General features: G+C 62.9%; 13 protein-coding genes. 4 read left to right on the plus strand and 9 right to left on the minus strand.

Annotated elements, in window-relative coordinates; genetic code table 11:
* Positions 1-211 precede the first annotated feature (211 nt).
* A complete protein-coding gene (locus tag SB822_RS38395) occupies positions 212-3808 on the minus strand; it encodes an indolepyruvate ferredoxin oxidoreductase family protein (protein WP_410857072.1) in 3597 nt (1198 codons plus the stop codon).
* 381 nt (positions 3809-4189) lie between these two features.
* Here SB822_RS38395 and SB822_RS38400 point away from each other — a divergent pair, with 381 nt between their 5' ends.
* Positions 4190-4807: a glutathione S-transferase family protein gene (locus SB822_RS38400; protein WP_410857073.1), complete on the plus strand. Its 618-nt coding sequence runs from the start codon at positions 4190-4192 to the stop codon at positions 4805-4807.
* 27 nt (positions 4808-4834) lie between these two features.
* Here SB822_RS38400 and SB822_RS38405 read toward each other — a convergent pair whose 3' ends face one another.
* The 8 genes from SB822_RS38405 to SB822_RS38440 form a co-directional block, all read right to left on the minus strand.
* A complete protein-coding gene (locus tag SB822_RS38405) occupies positions 4835-5773 on the minus strand; it encodes an ion channel (RefSeq protein ID WP_410857074.1) in 939 nt (312 codons plus the stop codon).
* A gap of 143 nt (positions 5774-5916) precedes the next feature.
* A complete protein-coding gene (locus SB822_RS38410; RefSeq protein ID WP_007577858.1) occupies positions 5917-6162 on the minus strand; it encodes a hypothetical protein in 246 nt (81 codons plus the stop codon).
* 89 nt (positions 6163-6251) lie between these two features.
* Positions 6252-6473: a hypothetical protein gene (locus tag SB822_RS38415; protein ID WP_007577857.1), complete on the minus strand. Its 222-nt coding sequence runs from the start codon at positions 6471-6473 to the stop codon at positions 6252-6254.
* Positions 6474-6644: 171 nt separating this feature from the next.
* Positions 6645-7571: a carbohydrate kinase family protein gene (locus SB822_RS38420; RefSeq protein ID WP_007577853.1), complete on the minus strand. Its 927-nt coding sequence runs from the start codon at positions 7569-7571 to the stop codon at positions 6645-6647.
* An 18-nt stretch (positions 7572-7589) separates the two neighbouring features.
* The gene (locus SB822_RS38425) at positions 7590-8876 is read right to left on the minus strand and encodes an AGE family epimerase/isomerase (protein WP_007577850.1); all 1287 of its coding nucleotides are present in this window, start codon (positions 8874-8876) and stop codon (positions 7590-7592) included.
* A complete protein-coding gene (locus SB822_RS38430) occupies positions 8873-9859 on the minus strand; it encodes a LacI family DNA-binding transcriptional regulator (protein WP_410857075.1) in 987 nt (328 codons plus the stop codon). The genes SB822_RS38425 and SB822_RS38430 overlap by 4 nt, the downstream gene beginning before the upstream one ends.
* Before the next feature lie 380 nt (positions 9860-10239).
* Entirely contained in the window at positions 10240-12078 is a 1839-nt protein-coding gene (locus tag SB822_RS38435) for an EAL domain-containing protein (protein WP_410857076.1), read from the minus strand.
* Between the two features lie 270 nt (positions 12079-12348).
* Entirely contained in the window at positions 12349-13371 is a 1023-nt protein-coding gene (locus SB822_RS38440) for a bile acid:sodium symporter family protein (protein WP_410857077.1), read from the minus strand.
* Positions 13372-13907: 536 nt separating this feature from the next.
* Between SB822_RS38440 and SB822_RS38445 the strand changes: the two genes are divergently transcribed.
* From SB822_RS38445 to SB822_RS38455, 3 genes are all read left to right on the plus strand, one after another.
* The gene (locus SB822_RS38445; RefSeq protein WP_007736629.1) at positions 13908-14525 is read left to right on the plus strand and encodes a hypothetical protein; all 618 of its coding nucleotides are present in this window, start codon (positions 13908-13910) and stop codon (positions 14523-14525) included.
* A 536-nt stretch (positions 14526-15061) separates the two neighbouring features.
* Positions 15062-16141 carry a porin gene (locus tag SB822_RS38450; RefSeq protein WP_007577842.1) on the plus strand — a complete coding sequence of 360 codons (1080 nt, stop codon included), beginning with the start codon at positions 15062-15064 and terminating at the stop codon, positions 16139-16141.
* A 184-nt stretch (positions 16142-16325) separates the two neighbouring features.
* Positions 16326-17264 carry a LysR family transcriptional regulator gene (locus tag SB822_RS38455; RefSeq protein WP_007577840.1) on the plus strand — a complete coding sequence of 313 codons (939 nt, stop codon included), beginning with the start codon at positions 16326-16328 and terminating at the stop codon, positions 17262-17264.
* Positions 17265-17318 lie beyond the last annotated feature (54 nt).

Raw genomic sequence — 17318 nt, forward strand, 5'->3', positions numbered from 1 at the left:
GTCGTCTTGGGTTTGCGTGGCATACATGCTCCTTGAGCTACATGTTATGCCTTGAACACAAAATCTATGACAGGCCCCCCGCACAGGGGCGACGCTTGAAGCACGAAGGCAAAACGCGGATGCCAGCGAAAGCACAAACCTACAACCCGAACCCATCGCGGATACCAGCGAAAAACAAGCAAACCACAACAAGCGTCGCAGACAAAAAAACCTACTTCGCTACAACAACAGGAATCCCCCGCAACGCCCCAACACCCTTAGCTTCCCGAAGCGCCTCATCCACAGCCGCCCCTGTCGCGGCTTCGACATGCAACTGCGCAGCCAGCGCGCGCTCACTGCGCTTAACAGCAGCCAGATTAGCCAGCTTCACATGCCCATACCCGCGCACACGCGCATGCAATCCAGCGAGCTTGACGACATCATCCGCCGTCACGTCATCAAAAATCACAAACGCCCGCTGCATCGTTGCCTCATAGTCCGTGGACAACTCGCGCTCCATCCGCCGCTCGACAGTGCGGCCAAACGGATCGAGCATCGTGCCCCGCAGCCCGCGCCACTTCGCCATCACACCGAACACCGGCCACATCCATTGACCAAACGTCTTCTTCTGCGGCGTCGCGCCGTGTTTCGCGCGTGAAATGGTCGGCGGCGCAAGGTTGAACTTCACGCCGAAGTCCTTCCCCGCGACACCTTCGAATTGCGCTTCGAGCGCAGCACGGAAAGCCGGATCGCTATGCAGGCGCGCGACTTCGTATTCATCCTTCACCGCGAGCAGCCGATAGAACGTCGTAGCAACAGCGCGGCTCAAGCGCTCGTCAACCTCAACCGTGCCTTCGAGCTTGCGCTCAGCCCGACGCGCCGCATCGACCAGCGCACGATAGCGCTTCACATAAGCCTCGCCACCATACGCCAGCAAACGCGCTTCACGATCCGCGACCAATGCATCGAGTGTCTCCAGCGCTACAGCAGGCTGCGCCGCATGACGCTGCGTCCACAGCGTCTCCAGTCCGGCAGGATCAGCGGCGGCCATACGGCCAATCGAAAACGCCAACTGGTTCATTTGCACCGCGACGTTGTTCAGCTCGATTGCGCGCATCATCGCGGCGAACGACACAGGCACAAGCCCCAGTTGCCACGCAAAGCCGAGCATCAGAATGTTCGCGCCGATCGTGTCGCCAAGGAAACGCGTCGCGAGCGCCTGTGCATCGCATGACGACATGCGCTCTTCACCCGCCGCGTGACGCATCTTGTCGATCAGCGCATCCGCGTGCAGATTCGCGTCTGGATTCTGCACGAACGACGCGTTCGGAATCGCGTGCGTGTTCACGACGATGCGCGTGCGGCCGTGACGCACCGTTTGCAATGCGTCCGCGCCCGCGCCGACCACCATGTCACAGGCGAGCAGCACGTCGGCCTGTTGCGTGTCGATGCGCACCTGGTTCAGCCATTCGTCGCGCGCCGCGAAGCGCACGAACGACAGCACCGAACCGCCTTTCTGCGCGAAGCCCATGAAATCGAGCACCGATGCGCTCTTACCCTCCAGATGTGCGGCCATGCTGATCAGCGCGCCGACCGTCACGACGCCCGTGCCGCCGACACCCGTCACGAGAATGTCGTAGGGCGCGGCGTCGAGGTGCGTCGCAGGCGTTGGCAATGCGTCGACGCGAGCGGCGAGCGCGGCTGCATCGAATGCGACGCCTGCCGCCTTCTTCAGCTTGCCGCCTTCGATCGTCACGAAGCTCGGGCAGAAGCCGTTAACGCACGAATAGTCCTTGTTGCACGACGACTGATCGATGCGACGCTTGCGACCCAACGGCGTTTCAACGGGTTCGACGGACAGGCAGTTCGACTGCACGCCGCAATCGCCGCAGCCTTCGCAGACTTCCTCGTTGATAAAGAGGCGCTTGTCCGGGTCGGGAAACTCGCCTTTTTTGCGGCGGCGGCGCTTTTCGGCTGCACACGTCTGGTCGTAGATCAGCACCGTCACGCCGTCTATGTCGCGCAGTTCGCGTTGCACCTTGTCGAGTTCGCTGCGGTGATGGAACGTCGTGCCCTTCGGGAACTGGCCATGATGGCCGTCGTACTTTTCCGGTTCGTCGCTGACCACGACGAAGTGCGACACGCCTTCCGCTTCGACCTGACGCGCAATCTGCGGCACCGAGATGCTGCCGTCAACCGGCTGGCCGCCCGTCATCGCGACGGCGTCGTTGTAGAGAATCTTGTAGGTGATCGTCGCCTTCGCCGCGACAGCCTGGCGGATTGCGAGAATGCCCGAGTGGAAGTACGTGCCGTCGCCGAGATTCTGGAATACGTGGCGCGTCTTCGTGAACATCGAATGCGAGGCCCAGTCGACGCCTTCGCCGCCCATCTGGATCAAACCCGTCGTGTCGCGCTCCATCCACGACGCCATGAAGTGGCAGCCGATACCCGCCTGCGCGATAGAACCTTCAGGCACTTTCGTCGACGTGTTGTGCGGGCAGCCCGAACAGAAGTAGGGCGTGCGCTTCACGGCATCGGCGGCATTCGACAGAATCTGCGGCGCGACGAGATCGACCACGCGTTCGCGGCGGTCGAGCGCGGGCTTGTGCTTAGCGAGCCAGTTCGCGAACACAGGCAGAATACGCGACGGCCGCAATTCGCCGAGCGATGACAGCAGCATCGAGCCATCTTCAGCGTGCTTGCCGACAATCGTGGGGCGCGTGCCTTCCGTGCGGTTGTACAGATAGTCCTTGATCTGCTGCTCGATCACGGGGCCTTTCTCTTCGATCACGAGCACTTCCGATAGACCGGAAACGAACGCATCGATGCGCGTCATTTCGAGCGGGAACGACAGGCCCACTTTGTAGATGCGCACGCCCGCCTGTTCCAGATCTGCGACGGTGAGATCGAGCCGTCGCAATGCTTCCATCAGATCGAGATGTGCCTTTCCGCAGGTGACGATGCCGACGTTCGCGTGCGGGCTCGGCGCGATCCACTTGTCGATGCTGTTGAAGCGCGCGAAGTGCCGCACGGCGTCGAGCTTCGCGTGCAGACGCTGTTCGATCGTGAGACTCGGCAAGTCGGGCCAGCGGTTGTGCAGGCCGCCCGCGGGTGCCTGAAAGCCTTCGGGCGTGGGCCATTCCATCTGCAACGCGTCGAGATCGACGGTCGAGCCCGATTCGACCGTTTCCGAAATCGCCTTGTAGCCGACCCACGCGCCCGAGTAGCGCGACAGCGCCCAGCCGTAGATGCCGAACTCCAGCATGTCCGCAATGTTCGACGGGTTCACGACGGGCATGTGCCACGCGATCATCGCGAAGTCGCTCTGATGCGGCATCGACGACGATACGCAGCCGTGGTCGTCACCGGCGACGACCAGTACGCCGCCATGCTGCGACGAGCCGTAGGCGTTGCCGTGCTTGAGCGCGTCGCCTGCGCGATCGACGCCCGGGCCTTTGCCGTACCACATCGCGTAGACGCCATCGACGGTGCGTTCCGGGTCCGATTCGACGCGCTGTGTGCCGAGCACCGCCGTGCCGCCGAGTTCCTCGTTGATCGCGGGCAGAAAGCGGACGTCGTTCGCTTCCAGCAGTTTGTTCGCTTTCCACAACTGCTGGTCGACCATGCCGAGCGGCGAGCCGCGATAGCCGCTGATGAAGCCAGCGGTGTTCAGGCCGCGCGCCTTGTCGAGCTGGCGCTGCATCAGCGCGAGACGCACGAGCGCCTGTGTGCCTGTCAGGAAGATGCGGCCGCGCGTGGCGGTCAGGTTGTCCGACAGGCGGTAGTCGGCGAGTGCGGGGGTGCCGTCGATGGGTAGACGTGCGGTCATTGTGGAGTCTCCTGTCGACCAGAGTTGGCGCTTCAGCGCCTTACTCTGGTCCCATGCAACTGGTTGCGCGTTTTGCGTTTCGCTGGCGGCATCGTGTTACGGCTTGCCGTCGTACCGAAAGAGACTCCATTCTTTCGCGTCAATTGGAGAAGTTTCTTGCTACTTTCTATCGCTGATTCATTGACTGCGACATGATTCCAGCCATTCGGGCTCGTATTGAGATAGATCCACCGCCTTCGGAAGCCGGGCTGTCTGAAGGGCGATTGAGAGCGTTACTTGGAATGGCGATTGAGACATGCCTATGCCATCCAGACGAGGTTCGTGAAGCCCGCCCTTGGGTTACGCTATGCCAACAGTTCTGCAACCCACAGGAGACGGACAATGAAACTGTACTACTGGCCGAAAACGCGGGCTTTCCGCGCGCTGTGGATGCTCGAAGAAATCGGCGAGCCCTATGAGCTCGCACGCGTGAACCTGCGCACAGGCGAGCAGGACACCACCGATTTCCACCACGTCAATCCGATGTGCAAGCTCCCCGCGCTCGACGACGGTGGCGTGCAGGTCGCCGAATCGGGCGCGGTGCTGCTGTATCTGGCCGACCGTTTCCCCGAAGCGAATCTTGGCGCGCCAGTCGGCGATCCGTTGCGCGGGCGTTTCCTGCAGTGGCTTTTCTTCACGCCAGGCTGTCTCGAACCCGCGATGGCCGAAAAGATGACGGGCGCGTCGGGCAATTCGTTCAGCTTTGGCTGGGGCAACCTGGAGCGCGTGAAGGCGGCCATCGATATGGCGCTCGATGAAGGCGACTGGCTGCTCGGCGAGCGCTTTTCCGCTGCGGACCTGCTGCTGGCGGGCACGCTGCAGATCGCATTTGTCGCGAAGCTGCTCGAGCCGTCGGGGCGCATCGGCGAGTACGTCGAGCGGGCGATCACGCGCGAAGGGCACGTGCGGGCAATGGCAATCGAACAACGTGAAATAGACGCGTTGAAGGCGACGCACTAGCCGCCGCGTGGAAAGCGCGTCGCGTGCTCAGCCCGTCGGCGCCTGCTGCAGTTCGTGCGGCTGAAGCGGCTCGACGTCGTCGAAATGCGTGTAGTCGATATGGCTCACCCCGTTCACTTCGCGGATCAGATCGACGAAGCGGTGCTGCCAGCGTATGTCGTCGCTGAGCCACGAATAGCGCGCCTGCATCGTCTGCGCGGTGTTTTCGTCCGAACCTTCTATCGTGATCAGCAGCGACGCGTCCTGCTCGGCGAGGCTCTCCGGCGTCTGGCCGAAAAGCGGGCTGGCTTCGTCGATCACGTGCATCAGGTTCCAGCCGAGGTAGAACATTGGCTGCTGATCGCGCACCAGCCGCAGGTCGTAAATCTTGCGCAGCACATAGCCTTCCGACGACTGCTCGACGCGCATCAGCCGCAGCCGCGCGCGAGCTTCGACGATCACGTTTTGCCGTGCGTTCGCGGTGCGCACCATCAGCGTGGTGCGTCCGTCGATGGGGCGTACAACCGCGTATTGCGAGAACATGATCTTCGCGCGTGGCCGCGAAAAGCGCGCGAAGATCAGCCCCGTGGCCAGCGCAATGCCCGACATGCCGACGAAAATTTCCAGTGTCGCGACGAGATGCCCGTAAAGCGTGCGCGGATGCATGTCGCCGTAGCCGACCGTCGCGAGCGTCTCGACGCTGAAGAAGAACGCGCCCGCAAAGCCCTGCGGATTCTGATTGGCGATCGCGGTACTACCAAGTTCGTACAGCGACGCGAAGACCGAGTTCAGCACGAGGAACAGGAACGCGAGCGAGATGAAGAACACAGGCCAGCTGATCGTCAGCGCGCGGTGATAGAAGTCCTGCCAGACGCGCAGCGGCAAGCCATGCGCGATCACTGTGTGCGAACGCATGCGAATTTTTCGGTCGAGAATCCGGCCTTTACGCGCACGGTGATGGTTCGATTCGGGCGGGGTCGCGCTCATTCTTTTTCTGTTTTGCTGACGGTGTGTCGCGCAGCGTCGCGGCGCGGCCATGATGCCCGTCGCCCGCTGCGGCGTGTAGTGTAGCCCGTCCGCCCGGTTACTGACGGCAATGCGTGACTTCAGGCGACGCGACCGGCGTCCGCTTAGGGAAACGCTCGCGGCTTCGGCACGCCCGCGCCGTGCTCGATATCGGCAACGGCCTGCTGATGCGCCGTTTCGACAGCTTCGGCTTCCGTCGCGAAGCCCGTGTCGCCGCCTACCGTGGTCCAGCGCTGCACGGGATGATCGCGATGCCGGATTTCGTACTCCGCGTCCCAGCGCGCGCCCTGAAGTTCGAGTGGCCGCACGTGTATCGCGTACACGCCGTAAAGAAAGAGCGGTTCTGCCATGATCGCCTCCGCCTGTTCAACGAAGAAAACGTCGTAGGCGCGGCGCGCGGCTGACGCGCCACGTATCGTTCAATGCGAAAGCCCAGTGCCTATAGTTCGATCTCGCCGAGGATTCTGTGGGCTAGCGCCTTCGCGTCTTCGAGCGCTTCGTCGGCTGTCGGCGACGTGGCTTCGACTTCGTAGAGCGTGTCTTCTGTCTCGTCGCCCTCGTCGCGCGACAGCGCAACGACGCCCTGGTATTGCCCGCCATCTACCGGGCGAACGCTCGCCGTCGCCGTATAGAGACCTTTGGTGTAGGTGACGTCCTCCATGATGCATCTCCTGCAAGGGGGAGATTCCATCCTAGCACGCGATTTCGACGCTCACATGTCGGCGCTCAGAGGCGCGCTCAGCAGGTTTTCCAGCGCGTTTGCATGCCGCCGCGCAGCGGAGTTGCCGGTCGGGCGCTTGCACCGGCAGCTTCTTCCGACAGCATCGGCGGATCAATCCTGCAGCAGCGATACCACTTCATCGAGCGTCGGCGAATGCGCGCCCGAATGGCGGCAAGCTGCTGCGCCTGCCGCGAGCGAGAACGCCAGATGCTCTTCCCACTTGCGTTGCGGCGCCGTCATCAAACTGAACAGCAGTCCGCCGATCGACGCGTCGCCCGCGCCGACGGTATCGGCGACAGCCACGCGCGGTGGCTTCGCTTCGACGATCCGGTCGCCGTCGATCAGCGTCGCCGTCTCCGAGCCGCGCGTGACGAGCACGATCGCCGTCGGATTCATCGCGCGCAATTGCGCGAGGGCGGCCGCTTCATCGTCGGTCTTGAACAGCAGCCGCAGGTCTTCGTCCGATACCTTGATCAGATCGGCGAGCGACGCCATCTGGCGCAGCGTCGGCTCGTAGCCGTGCTCCATCAGGTTGCGGTAGTTCGGATCGAAGCTGATCTTCACGCCGCGCTCGCGCAGGTCGGCGGCGAGCTTCGCGAGCGTCGCGCCGAGCGGCTGGCGCACGAGGCTGATGCAGCCGAAATGCGCCCACTTCACCTGCGGCATCCAGCCTTCGGGCAGCTTCGACGGATCGAAGGCGAGGTCCGCGCTGTTGTCGCCCATGAAGAAATACGCGGGCGGATGCGTCTGATGCACGACGGCGAGCAGCGGCGCGCGCTCGACGCGCTGCATGAAGCGCATGTCGAGACCCGCGGCGACGCTCGCGTTCCACAGGTCGTCGGAGAAATTGTCCACGCCGAGCGATCCGGCGCAGGCCGTCGGCAGACCCAGCCGCGCAACCGCTCGCGCGACGTTCCAGCCCGCGCCGCCGGGAACCGACAGCCAGCTTGCAGGACCCGTGCGCACGAGATCGGTGAGGATGTCGCCGGCGGAAACGAATTCGGGAAACTCAGCGTGAAATTCAGGGCTCGCGCTCATGATGCTCACCGTACGAGGTTATTCGGACGCGCTGGAAGGCTGCGATTCAAGCTGCACTGCGGCTTGCAGTGCGTGCTGCAGCACTTCGTAGCAGGCGCCCATCGTGTGATAGTCGGTCTTGCCGGCCGGGCTCTTTTCGTCGCTGTATTTGCGGTTGTCGCACGTGAGGATGCGATACCACGCGCCATAGCGATGATCGACGAAATGCGTCCAGCTGTAGCGCCAGATCTCGTCGTACCAGTCCCAGAAGCGCTCGTTGCCCGTGCGGTGTCCGAGCAGCGCGGCCGTCGCGAAGGTTTCGGCCTGCACCCAGAAGTACTTGTCGTGATCGCAGACGGTGTAGTCCGGGCCGAAGCCGTAGTACAGGCCGCCGTGATCGTTGTCCCACGCGTGCGTCATGGCCGCGTCGAACAATTCGATCGCGCGCGGCAGCAGCCACGGCAGCGGACGGTGGCGCTCCAGGATCAACAGCAGCTTCGCCCATTCCGTCTGATGGCCCGGTTGAAAACCCCACGGACGGAAGATGTTCGAGCTGTCTTCTTCGTTGTAGTGCCAGTCCACCGACCAGTCCGCGTGAAAATGCTCCCACACCAAACCTTGCGACAGCTTGGCCTGACGCAGCGTGATGTTCGTCGCGACGCGCTCGGCGCGGTCGAGATACACGAGATGGCCCGTCGCCTCGTACGCGGCGAGCAGCGCTTCCGTGGTGTGCATGTTCGCGTTCTGGCCGCGGTACGAGCTCACGCTCCAGTCGGGCGTGGCTTCGTCGGCGTACAGGCCGGCTGCCGGGTCCCAGAAGCGGTGCTCCATCAGCTCGAAGGTCGCGGCGATCATCGGCTTCGCTTCTTCGATGCCTGCCATCGCCGCGTGCGCGTACGCGAGCAGCACGAACGCGAGGCCGTAGCAGTGGCGCGTTGCATCGAGCGTGCGCTTGTGGCCGTCGCGCCAGTCGATCTCCCAGTCGTAGCCTTGTTGATGCGGGTCCCAGTGCGCATCGCGCAGGAACTTCAGGCCGTGTTGCGCGTACTCCAGATGCTGCGGATCGCCGAACTGCCGGTACGCCATCGCGTAGTTGAATACGTAGCGGCAACTGCTGACGAGGTGACGCGTCGCGCGGTTGTAGATCGTGCCGTCGTCGCGAAAGAAGTGGAAGAAGCCACCGCTCGGATCGAGCACGTTCGGCGCGTAGAAGCGCAGCGTGTCCTCGACGTGCGACAGCAGGAAAGCGCCATCGCGGAAGCTCGCGACAGGCGGCACCTTGTGATTGGCGGTGTTGTTCGAAAGAGTCGTGTCGGGTTGTTTCATGGCATTTTCACCGAGGTACTGGCACGGACAACGAGTTGGACCGGAATGCGAATGTCGAGTGCTGACGGCGTGTCTTCGAGCAGCAGTTCGACGCCGCGCCGGCCGAGTGCTTCCTTGTCGACGGCGATCGTCGTGAGCGGCGGGCGCGCGTGCGCGGCGGCGGGAATGTCGTCGAAACCGACGATCGCGATGTCTTCGGGCACACGCAGGCCGCGCGCGAGACACACGCGCAGCGCCGCCAGCGCGGCGAGGTCGTTGTAGGCAAAGACGGCGTCGGGGCGCGGGCCGGGGCGGTCGAGCAGTTGCTCCATCGCGAGCGCGGCGCCGGCGTCGGGGTCCAGCCCGGCGTCGATCGTCACTTCCAGCGACGGGTCGAACAGCAGGCCGGCGTCGAAAAACGCGCGCCGGTAGCCGAGCGCGCGCTGCGCGATGCTGTAGTGCGCAAGCGAGCCGCCGATGAACGCGACGCGCGTGCGCTTCTGCGCAAATAGATGCTGCATCGCGAGCGCGGCGCCCGCCTGGTTATCGAGATTCACTGAGCGCAGGTTCGGCGCCCACAGATCGATCAGCACGAGCGGGCGCTTCATCGCAACGAGCGTCGTGAGCGTTTCCGGCTCGACGAAACCGGCGACGGCGATCGCGTCGGGCGCATGCAGGCGCATCTGCTGGACGACATCCTCGGTCGGGCCCGCTGTCAGCACGGACGGCACGATGCCGCGCTCGCGGCACGCGTCCTCGACACCGTGCAGCACGTGCGAGAAGAACGGGCTGACGGCGAAGTTGTTGTGATGACGATGCAGCAGGAACGTGAGCCGGCGAATGCGTGGGCGCAGCTGTGCGGAATCGTAGCCGAGCCGGCGGGCCGTTTCGACGACGCGTTCGCGCGTCGTTTCCGACAAACCGGGCTGATTCTTTAGAGCGCGTGAGACGGTGCCGATCGACACGCTGGCCGCGCGGGCGACGTCGCGGATCGTTGTAGCCATCGAAAAAAGCGGCGGCGCGAGAGACGCGCAGCGGCGGAGTTCAAGTTCGGGTGATTGTATAGTAAAACGATCGCGCTAAACCCTCGCTCAGGGGCTTTCGATACGCGTAGATACCCGTATACAGGCGCAATGAAGGCGAATCGTTTGTTTAGTAAAATGCACTAAACGGCGTATTGGATTCATCAATTGATACGGACGGCAGCGAAGTTGCGGCCGCAGGCGAGCGCGGCGCGCGCCGCTCGGGAATGAGAAACACGAGTGGTGAACGCGCGGTCCGAACCTTGCTGCCAAGGTGACTGCTCGTCGTGACAAAGGAATGTCGTTGCGGCGTGCTTTGCCGCTGGAGATGACGGCGGAAGCCGAAGCCGGGGCGAAGAAGTTCAGTCGACGGTTGCCGCCGTGCGCCCTTGCAGCAACATCTGGCTTTCTTCGAACCCGATCATCACGAAACCGGACGCTTCGCTTTTCGCGCGGCGCTTCGCGAGCGCCGCAACCGATGCAATGTCTTCGCTGCTGTACACCGCTTCGCCCGCGTGCGGCTGCACGAGCACGCAGCCAATCGCCATCGTCACGAAGCCGAAGAACGTCGGATTGCCGCGCCGGTCCTCGCCATGGATGCCGCCCGCAAAGCGGTCGCCCGGCGCGTAGAAGCGCTGCGCGCCTTCGTTGAACACGTGAATGGCGCGCTCTGCGCGCTCGCGCCAGTCTTCGCTCTGGAACAGGATCAGAAAATCGTCGCCGCCGACGTGGCCGAGAAAATCGCGTGTCGGATCGCAGACTTCCGCGAGCACGTGCGCGGCGAACTTCAGCACTTCGTCGCCTTGCCAGTAGCCGTACTGGTCGTTGAACGGCTTGAAGTGATTCAGGTCGACGTAGCACGCATAAAAGCCGGCTTCGTGGCTGAGCAGCCGCGTGATGTGCGAGCTGATCGGAATATTGCCCGGCAGAAAAGTCAGCGGATTCGCGTAACGCGCCGCCTCTATGCGTACTTCGGTCACCGCGCGCACGAGGCTTTCGCCCGTGCCGAGGCCGACGTACTTGCCGCTCTCGGTGATGACGAAGCCGTCCGCGAGGTAGCGCTGGTCGTCGCTGGCGAGCAGCTTGGCCATGTCTTCGACCGTCATCGATTTTTCGATGACCACGGGTGATGCATTCGCAAACAACAGGCATGGCCGCTTGCCGAACAGCTCGCGGTGGTAAGGCAGCGCGTAGCGGTCCATGAACGCGCGCCGGTTGATCAGCGCGACGGGCTCGTTATGCTCGACGACGGCGACGGCATGCAGGTTCGGCAGACGGTTGAAGAGTTCGAGCACGTCGTTGTTGGTCGCGTTGCGCGGCAGCGCGGGCGCATGCACGACCATCTTCGCCGATGCCATCCCGCCCGACGGCGATGCGCTCACCGCGCGCGTCGCTTCGGGGAACACGGCGATATGACCGGCGCGCAGTGCCTCGCGCGCGTCGTCGGAGACCTTGCGCGGCGGATGCGCATGCGGCTTGCCAAAGAAATAGCCCTGTCCGCAAGCGATCCCCATATCGCGCACGACGATCAGATCCGCCTCGTTTTCGATGCCTTCGGCCACCAGACGCGCGCCGCTCGCGGCCGCGAAGTGCTGCATTGCCTTGACGGCTTCGAACTTGAGCGGATCGCTGGCAATGTCGTGAATGAAAAACCGGTCGATCTTCACCACGTCCGGCTGCAGACGCACCCATAGGTTCATGCTGGCGTTCGCGGTGCCGTAGTCGTCGAGTGCGAACTGGGCGCCGGCCATGCGCAGCATGGAGATGGCGGGCAGGAAACTGGCGACGTCGGGAATCGCGCTCTGCTCGGTCAATTCGATCACGATGCGCTCGGCATCGACGCCCATGTTGCGCAGCATCACGAAGGTGTCTTCGCGGTTATCGGCGAGTTGACGGATCGCACCGGCGCTGAAATTCAGGAACAGCTTGCCCTCGTACTTGAGCTTCGCGAATGCCTCGATGCAGGTGTGCGCGGCGGCGCGCTCCAGTGCGATCACGCTGCCTTCGGCGGCCGCCTGCGCGAATAGCGCGTACGGCGCTTCGAGGGCGGAGCCGGCCGGTCCGCGGATCAGCCCTTCGTAGCCGAGAATCGCGCCGTCGTCGAAATCGACGATCGGCTGGAACACGGCGGACAGGTCACGCTGCGCGATCAGATCGACGATGCGCGGCGCTGCGATGGTGGAGAACGAGCGTTGAGGCATGACACACGGCCGGAGCATTGGACCGTCGGCTTATCGGCAGCAAGTCGCTGAAATTAAATGAATTTTTAATGACGCTCCGCACCGTTCTGGTGCTTGGCGGAAGCGCTTTCACTATTTGGGCGGCAGGTGCGTGCGTTTGTCCTATGCCGTCGTGCCGAGGCGACAGCAGCGGCCGGGCAGGATGAAATAACGAAAAAACCGCCCGCAGGCGGCTTTCACGACATGCACTCAGGGAGAGCGCTTATGAATCTCGACTTTTTCGAAATGGGCCTAGCGGCGCGCAACAGCGGCTGTCGTGCCCTTTTGCGCGGCGCGCTTCTCGGCGCTGACGTCGCGCGCGCCCCAGCGTTGCGCGAGCGCGGCGCAGACCATCAACTGAATCTGATGGAACAGCATCAGCGGCAGCACGACGGCGCCTACCGCATGCGTGGCGAAAATCACTTTCGCCATCGGCACGCCGGCGGCGAGGCTCTTCTTCGAACCGCAGAAGATGATCGTGATCTGGTCGGCGCGGCTGAAGCCAAGGCGCTTGCTGACGAATATCGTCACGAGCAGCGCGAGCGCCAGCAGCACCGCGCACACCACGAGCAGCCCGCCCAGCGCCGCGAGCGGAATCTGATGCCACAGGCCTTCGTTGACGGCCTCGCTGAACGCGGCGTACACCACCAGCAGGATCGAGCCCTGGTCGACGAACTTCAGCACGCCGCGGTTGCGGTCGATCCATCCGCCAATCATCGGCCGCAGCAGCTGCCCGGCGACGAACGGCACCAGCAGTTGCAGCACGATGTTCCACACCGTATGCCACGGCGACGTGCCGCTCGCGGCCTGGCTCGTGACGATCACGCTGACGAGCGCGGGCGTGATGAAGATGCCGAGCAGGCTGGATGCGGACGCGCTGCACACGGCGGCAGGCACATTGCCCTTCGCAATCGACGTGAACGCGATCGAAGATTGAACCGTCGACGGCAGCGTACAGAGGAAGAGGATGCCGGCGTAGAGCGCAGGCGTCACGAGGGGCGAAAGAAGCGGTTTGAGTACGAGCCCGAGTATCGGAAAGAGCGCGAACGTGCTTAACAGCACGACGAGGTGCAGCCGCCAATGCGTGGCGCCGGCAATGATCGCTTCGCGCGAGAGCTTGGCGCCGTGCAGGAAGAACAGCAGCCCGACCGCGAAATCCGTTACCCAGTTGAACGCCGTCGCCGCGTGGCCGTGCACGGGCAGCAGGCTCGCGAAAATCACCGTGCCGATCAGGCAGAGCGTGAAATTGTCGGGCAGGAGTTTCGGACGGGCCATCTTTCAAATCTCATGCAGGGGAAGCGATCGCCTTGATGTCGCCGGCGGGCGCGTGCCAAAGGGCTATTGTCCGCGCAAAGTGATTGAAAAAGCAAATTCATTTGCCGAATTGATTAATTACCTGAGCGCATGAAACGCCCGTCCGCGTGCATGGTTGCGTTCGCATCGAGTCTGCTGGTCAGAACGACCGTTTCGGGCGTCCAGAATCGGTCGAAACGACACGTTGAAACAAGCGTTTTGGAGCGCCTCTGTTCATACGAATTCAGGTGTTCGAACGACCCCGTTTCAGCGCTTTTTCCCCTCGCGCCGCAAGAGGTTTGTGGCGAAAAAACGTCGCAGTAACAATGCGTTACAAGAGTGCCGCAGACCTAACATATTTTGGCTCGACTCACTGGGAGGACGCCAATAAATTACTGTTCGAAGGCCGATGGGGTATCGCGCGAGAAAGCTTGTCATGCAAGTCGCGCCAGCCCCGGAACCAGCCAAGCCGTAGCTCGAACGGCGGGCTCTCAGGCGGGTCGTCGGGCAGGTGAAACATGGTGCTTGTAGGGCTGTCGAGGATCAAATGGTGGATGACGGGCGCGCTGATCGTCGCGCTGACCTCGCTCGCCTATGCGAAACCGTCATTTGTCAGCCATGAAGGACACGGGTTGTTCGGCGGCGCGTCGAGTTTTCACGGTTCGTCGTTTGGTGGCCCTGTCCATGGAAACACTGTGCCGCGCGCCAATATTTCGCGTGACATGCCGCGCGGCGTGGCGATGTCAGGTCACGCTGGCCGATATGCGCGAAATGAAGCGCCGCGCACGCGCGGCAACGCGTCGGGCCGGACCAGTGTGAACGACACATTCGCCGGGCGCGTGTACGGCAGCAATGCATCGAACTACACCGCACAACGCATGGCGCTTCCCGCCGACGTCTATCGCAATCGCCCAGCCGCGCAATACGTCGGCACCCAGTATGCCGGTGCGATCACGCCTATCAGCACCGATTCGCATAACGCGCCGCGGCCGCCTGCGACCGCGCAATCGGCGCACGTCGGTTCGATCCGCGACGACGTCACACGCTACAACGAAGAGCGCGGCGCGTCGCGCCCGATTCCGCGCCCGCCTGGGGACCCGTCGCGCATCCCGTCTCCGTCGCCTTACCGTAACTGACCTATCCTCTGCCCTCTACGGGACGTTTCGCAGTTCGGTCTATCCTGCTTTCCATCCACTCGCTCTGAGATCGGAACGGTGTTTTCTCAAGTTCAGCTACCCAATCTTTTCGGTCTCCGCACGTCCGACAAAATACCCCGTCTGATCTGACGTAAGCACGCCACACATTTTTGAAAACGCTCGTCAGTCTATGGCGTTTGTCATCAAATCCCCTCTTCGTTGCGGCGGCGCATCAATCTATCGTTGATGCGCTTCGCATCACACGCTGTGTTATAGAATCCGCGCGCTTTCGAGGGCGCGCGGGTGCTTGCGGCACTGCGGAAACAAGATGTGTCGGCAACCAGTATCAGGCCGAAAGTTCACCAAACTATTCAGTCTCATATACCCGCAATAACCGCAGATATTTTTGTCCATAAAAATGGTCCGCAAAGATTTGTCCCAGCCCAGATTGGCTCGACGATCAAACGGATAACAAACACGGATCCGGCGAGCGCCCCGCCGTACAGCCACACCTTTTGACAAAGACAGGAGAACCCATGAATACCACCGTCAGCCGTGCGCTGAGAACAACCCTGAAGGCGAGCGTCATCGGTGCCTTGCTGGCCATTGCATCGACGTCGTCGTTCGCGCAGTCGAGCGTGCAGCTTTATGGTCAGGTCGACGAATGGGTCGGCGTCACGAAGTTCCCGGGCAGCCAGAGCGCATGGAACGTGTCGGGCGGCGGTATGTCGACGTCGTACTGGGGCCTCAAGGGCGCCGAAGATCTGGGCAACGGCTACAAGGCGATCTTCACACTGGAAGACTTCTTCCGCGCGCAGAACGGCAAGTTCGGCCGCTTCGACGGCGACACGTTCTTCGGGCGTAACGCGTATGTCGGTATCGAGTCGCCGTACGGCACGGTGACGGCGGGCCGTCTGACCACGCAACTGTTCGTGTCGACGATTCTGTTCAATCCGTTCATCGACTCGTACGTCTTCTCGCCGATGGTCTATCACGTGTTCCTCGGCCTGGGCACGTTCCCGACCTACACGACGGACATGGGCGTGGTCGGCGATTCCGGCTGGAACAACGCAGTCCAATATTCGTCGCCGGACTTCAGCGGGCTGTCGGGCAGCGCGATGTATGCGCTGGGCAATTCGGCGGATCACAACGGCTCGAAGAAATACAGTGCGCAGTTCCTGTATTTCCACGGTCCGTTCGCGGCGACGGGCGTGTTCCAGTACGTGAACTTCAACAACTCGCCGACCGACCTCGGATCACTGGTTTCGGGCCTGAAGAGCCAGTCGGTTGGACAGGTGGGCGTGTCGTACGACCTGAAGTTCGCGAAGTTCTACGGTCAGTACATGTACACGAAGAACGACCAGGACGTCGGCAGCTGGCACGTGAACACGGCGCAGGGCGGCGTGTCGGTGCCGCTCGGCACGGGCACGGTGATGGCGTCGTATGCTTACTCGCGCGATACGGGCGGTCTGGACCAGATGCACCAGTCGGCGGCGATCGGCTACGACTATCCGCTGTCCAAGCGCACCGACGTCTACGCGGCGTATCTCTACGACAAGTACACGGGCCAGTCTTCTGGCTATACGGCCGGTGCAGGCATTCGCGCGAAGTTCTGATCACGACAGACACGCTGCGGCGGCGTGTCCCGCGCGCTGCTGCGGCGTGCCCTGCAAAGCCCTGCCTTCCTCACGGAATGCAGGGCTTTTTCTTTCGGATGCTCGCCGGCGCCGCACATTGTCGACGGCTCCTTGATAAAGTCCCGGGAATCAGCCTGATTCATTCCTATCCCGAGCGATCGCCATGGATACCCTCGTCAGCATGAAAGTGTTTCGCCACGTGGTCGAGGTCGGCAGCTTCGTCGGCGCGGCGGAAAAGATGGACATGTCGGCGGCGATGGCGAGCAAGCATGTGATGCATCTGGAGCAGCAACTCGGTGCAAGATTGCTGAACCGGACCACGCGCCGCGTCGCGCCCACGGAAGCGGGCCGCGAGTACTACGAGCGTCTGAGCCAGGTGCTGAGCGAACTCGACGAAGCCGAGCAGGCGGTCGGTGCGGCGAGTATCGTGCCGCAAGGGCGCTTGCGCGTGTCGACGTTGTCCGCGTTCGGTCTGCGGCACGTGATGAGCGCCGTCGCCGATTACGCGACGCAGCATCCGCAAGTCACCGTCGATATCACGCTGTCGGACCGCGTCGTCGAACTGATCGACGAGGGCTTCGATGTCGCGATCCGCGCGTCGCCGTTGGGGCTGAAGTCGTCGTCGCTGATCGCCCGCCAAGTGGCGACCGCGCATCTCGTGTTGTGCGCGTCGCCGGACTATATCAAGCGGCACGGCGCGCCCAGAAACACCGCCGATCTCGCACGCCACAACTTCATTCAGTACGCGGGCGTGTCGGCGCTCGAACTGGTCGCGGGCGCGAATGCGGAAAGCGCGCGCGTCAAGTTCTCGGGCAATCTGATCGTCAACCATCTGGAGGCGCAGCGCGTGGTCGTGCTGCAGGGCGCGGCGCTCGCGCTGCTCGGCACCGAAGTGATCGGCGACGATCTCGCTGCCGGCCGCCTCGTGCCGCTGCTCGTCGATGAACTGCCGCCGCGCGAACTGCCCATTCACGTCGTCTACGCAAGCCGCCGGCATCTGTCGGCGAAGGTGCGGTCGTTTGTCGATTTCATCGCGGAGCGCTTTTCGAGCGAGACATTGTGGCCGACGCTCGAGCAGATCAGGGCGCTCGCAGTACGGTGAGATTCGCGGCGCAGTGCCCGTCAATTCGCGCCCACTGAACGCCGCACGGACGAT

Source organism: Paraburkholderia sp. SIMBA_054, from assembly GCF_046534875.1.
GTDB lineage: Bacteria > Pseudomonadota > Gammaproteobacteria > Burkholderiales > Burkholderiaceae > Paraburkholderia > Paraburkholderia hospita.

Bases quoted from the DNA above. Each gene is read 5' to 3' on its own strand.
- SB822_RS38415 (WP_007577857.1), bottom strand. From the start codon at position 6,473: ATGGAGGACGTCACCTACACCAAAGGTCTCTATACGGCGACGGCGAGC.
- SB822_RS38430 (WP_410857075.1), bottom strand. From the start codon at position 9,859: ATGGCTACAACGATCCGCGACGTCGCCCGCGCGGCCAGCGTGTCGATC.
- SB822_RS38405 (WP_410857074.1), bottom strand. From the start codon at position 5,773: ATGAGCGCGACCCCGCCCGAATCGAACCATCACCGTGCGCGTAAAGGC.
- SB822_RS38420 (WP_007577853.1), bottom strand. From the start codon at position 7,571: ATGAGCGCGAGCCCTGAATTTCACGCTGAGTTTCCCGAATTCGTTTCC.
- SB822_RS38445 (WP_007736629.1), top strand. From the start codon at position 13,908: ATGGTGCTTGTAGGGCTGTCGAGGATCAAATGGTGGATGACGGGCGCG.
- SB822_RS38450 (WP_007577842.1), top strand. From the start codon at position 15,062: ATGAATACCACCGTCAGCCGTGCGCTGAGAACAACCCTGAAGGCGAGC.
- SB822_RS38410 (WP_007577858.1), bottom strand. From the start codon at position 6,162: ATGGCAGAACCGCTCTTTCTTTACGGCGTGTACGCGATACACGTGCGG.
- SB822_RS38455 (WP_007577840.1), top strand. From the start codon at position 16,326: ATGGATACCCTCGTCAGCATGAAAGTGTTTCGCCACGTGGTCGAGGTC.
- SB822_RS38395 (WP_410857072.1), bottom strand. From the start codon at position 3,808: ATGACCGCACGTCTACCCATCGACGGCACCCCCGCACTCGCCGACTAC.
- SB822_RS38425 (WP_007577850.1), bottom strand. From the start codon at position 8,876: ATGAAACAACCCGACACGACTCTTTCGAACAACACCGCCAATCACAAG.
- SB822_RS38435 (WP_410857076.1), bottom strand. From the start codon at position 12,078: ATGCCTCAACGCTCGTTCTCCACCATCGCAGCGCCGCGCATCGTCGAT.
- SB822_RS38440 (WP_410857077.1), bottom strand. From the start codon at position 13,371: ATGGCCCGTCCGAAACTCCTGCCCGACAATTTCACGCTCTGCCTGATC.
- SB822_RS38400 (WP_410857073.1), top strand. From the start codon at position 4,190: ATGAAACTGTACTACTGGCCGAAAACGCGGGCTTTCCGCGCGCTGTGG.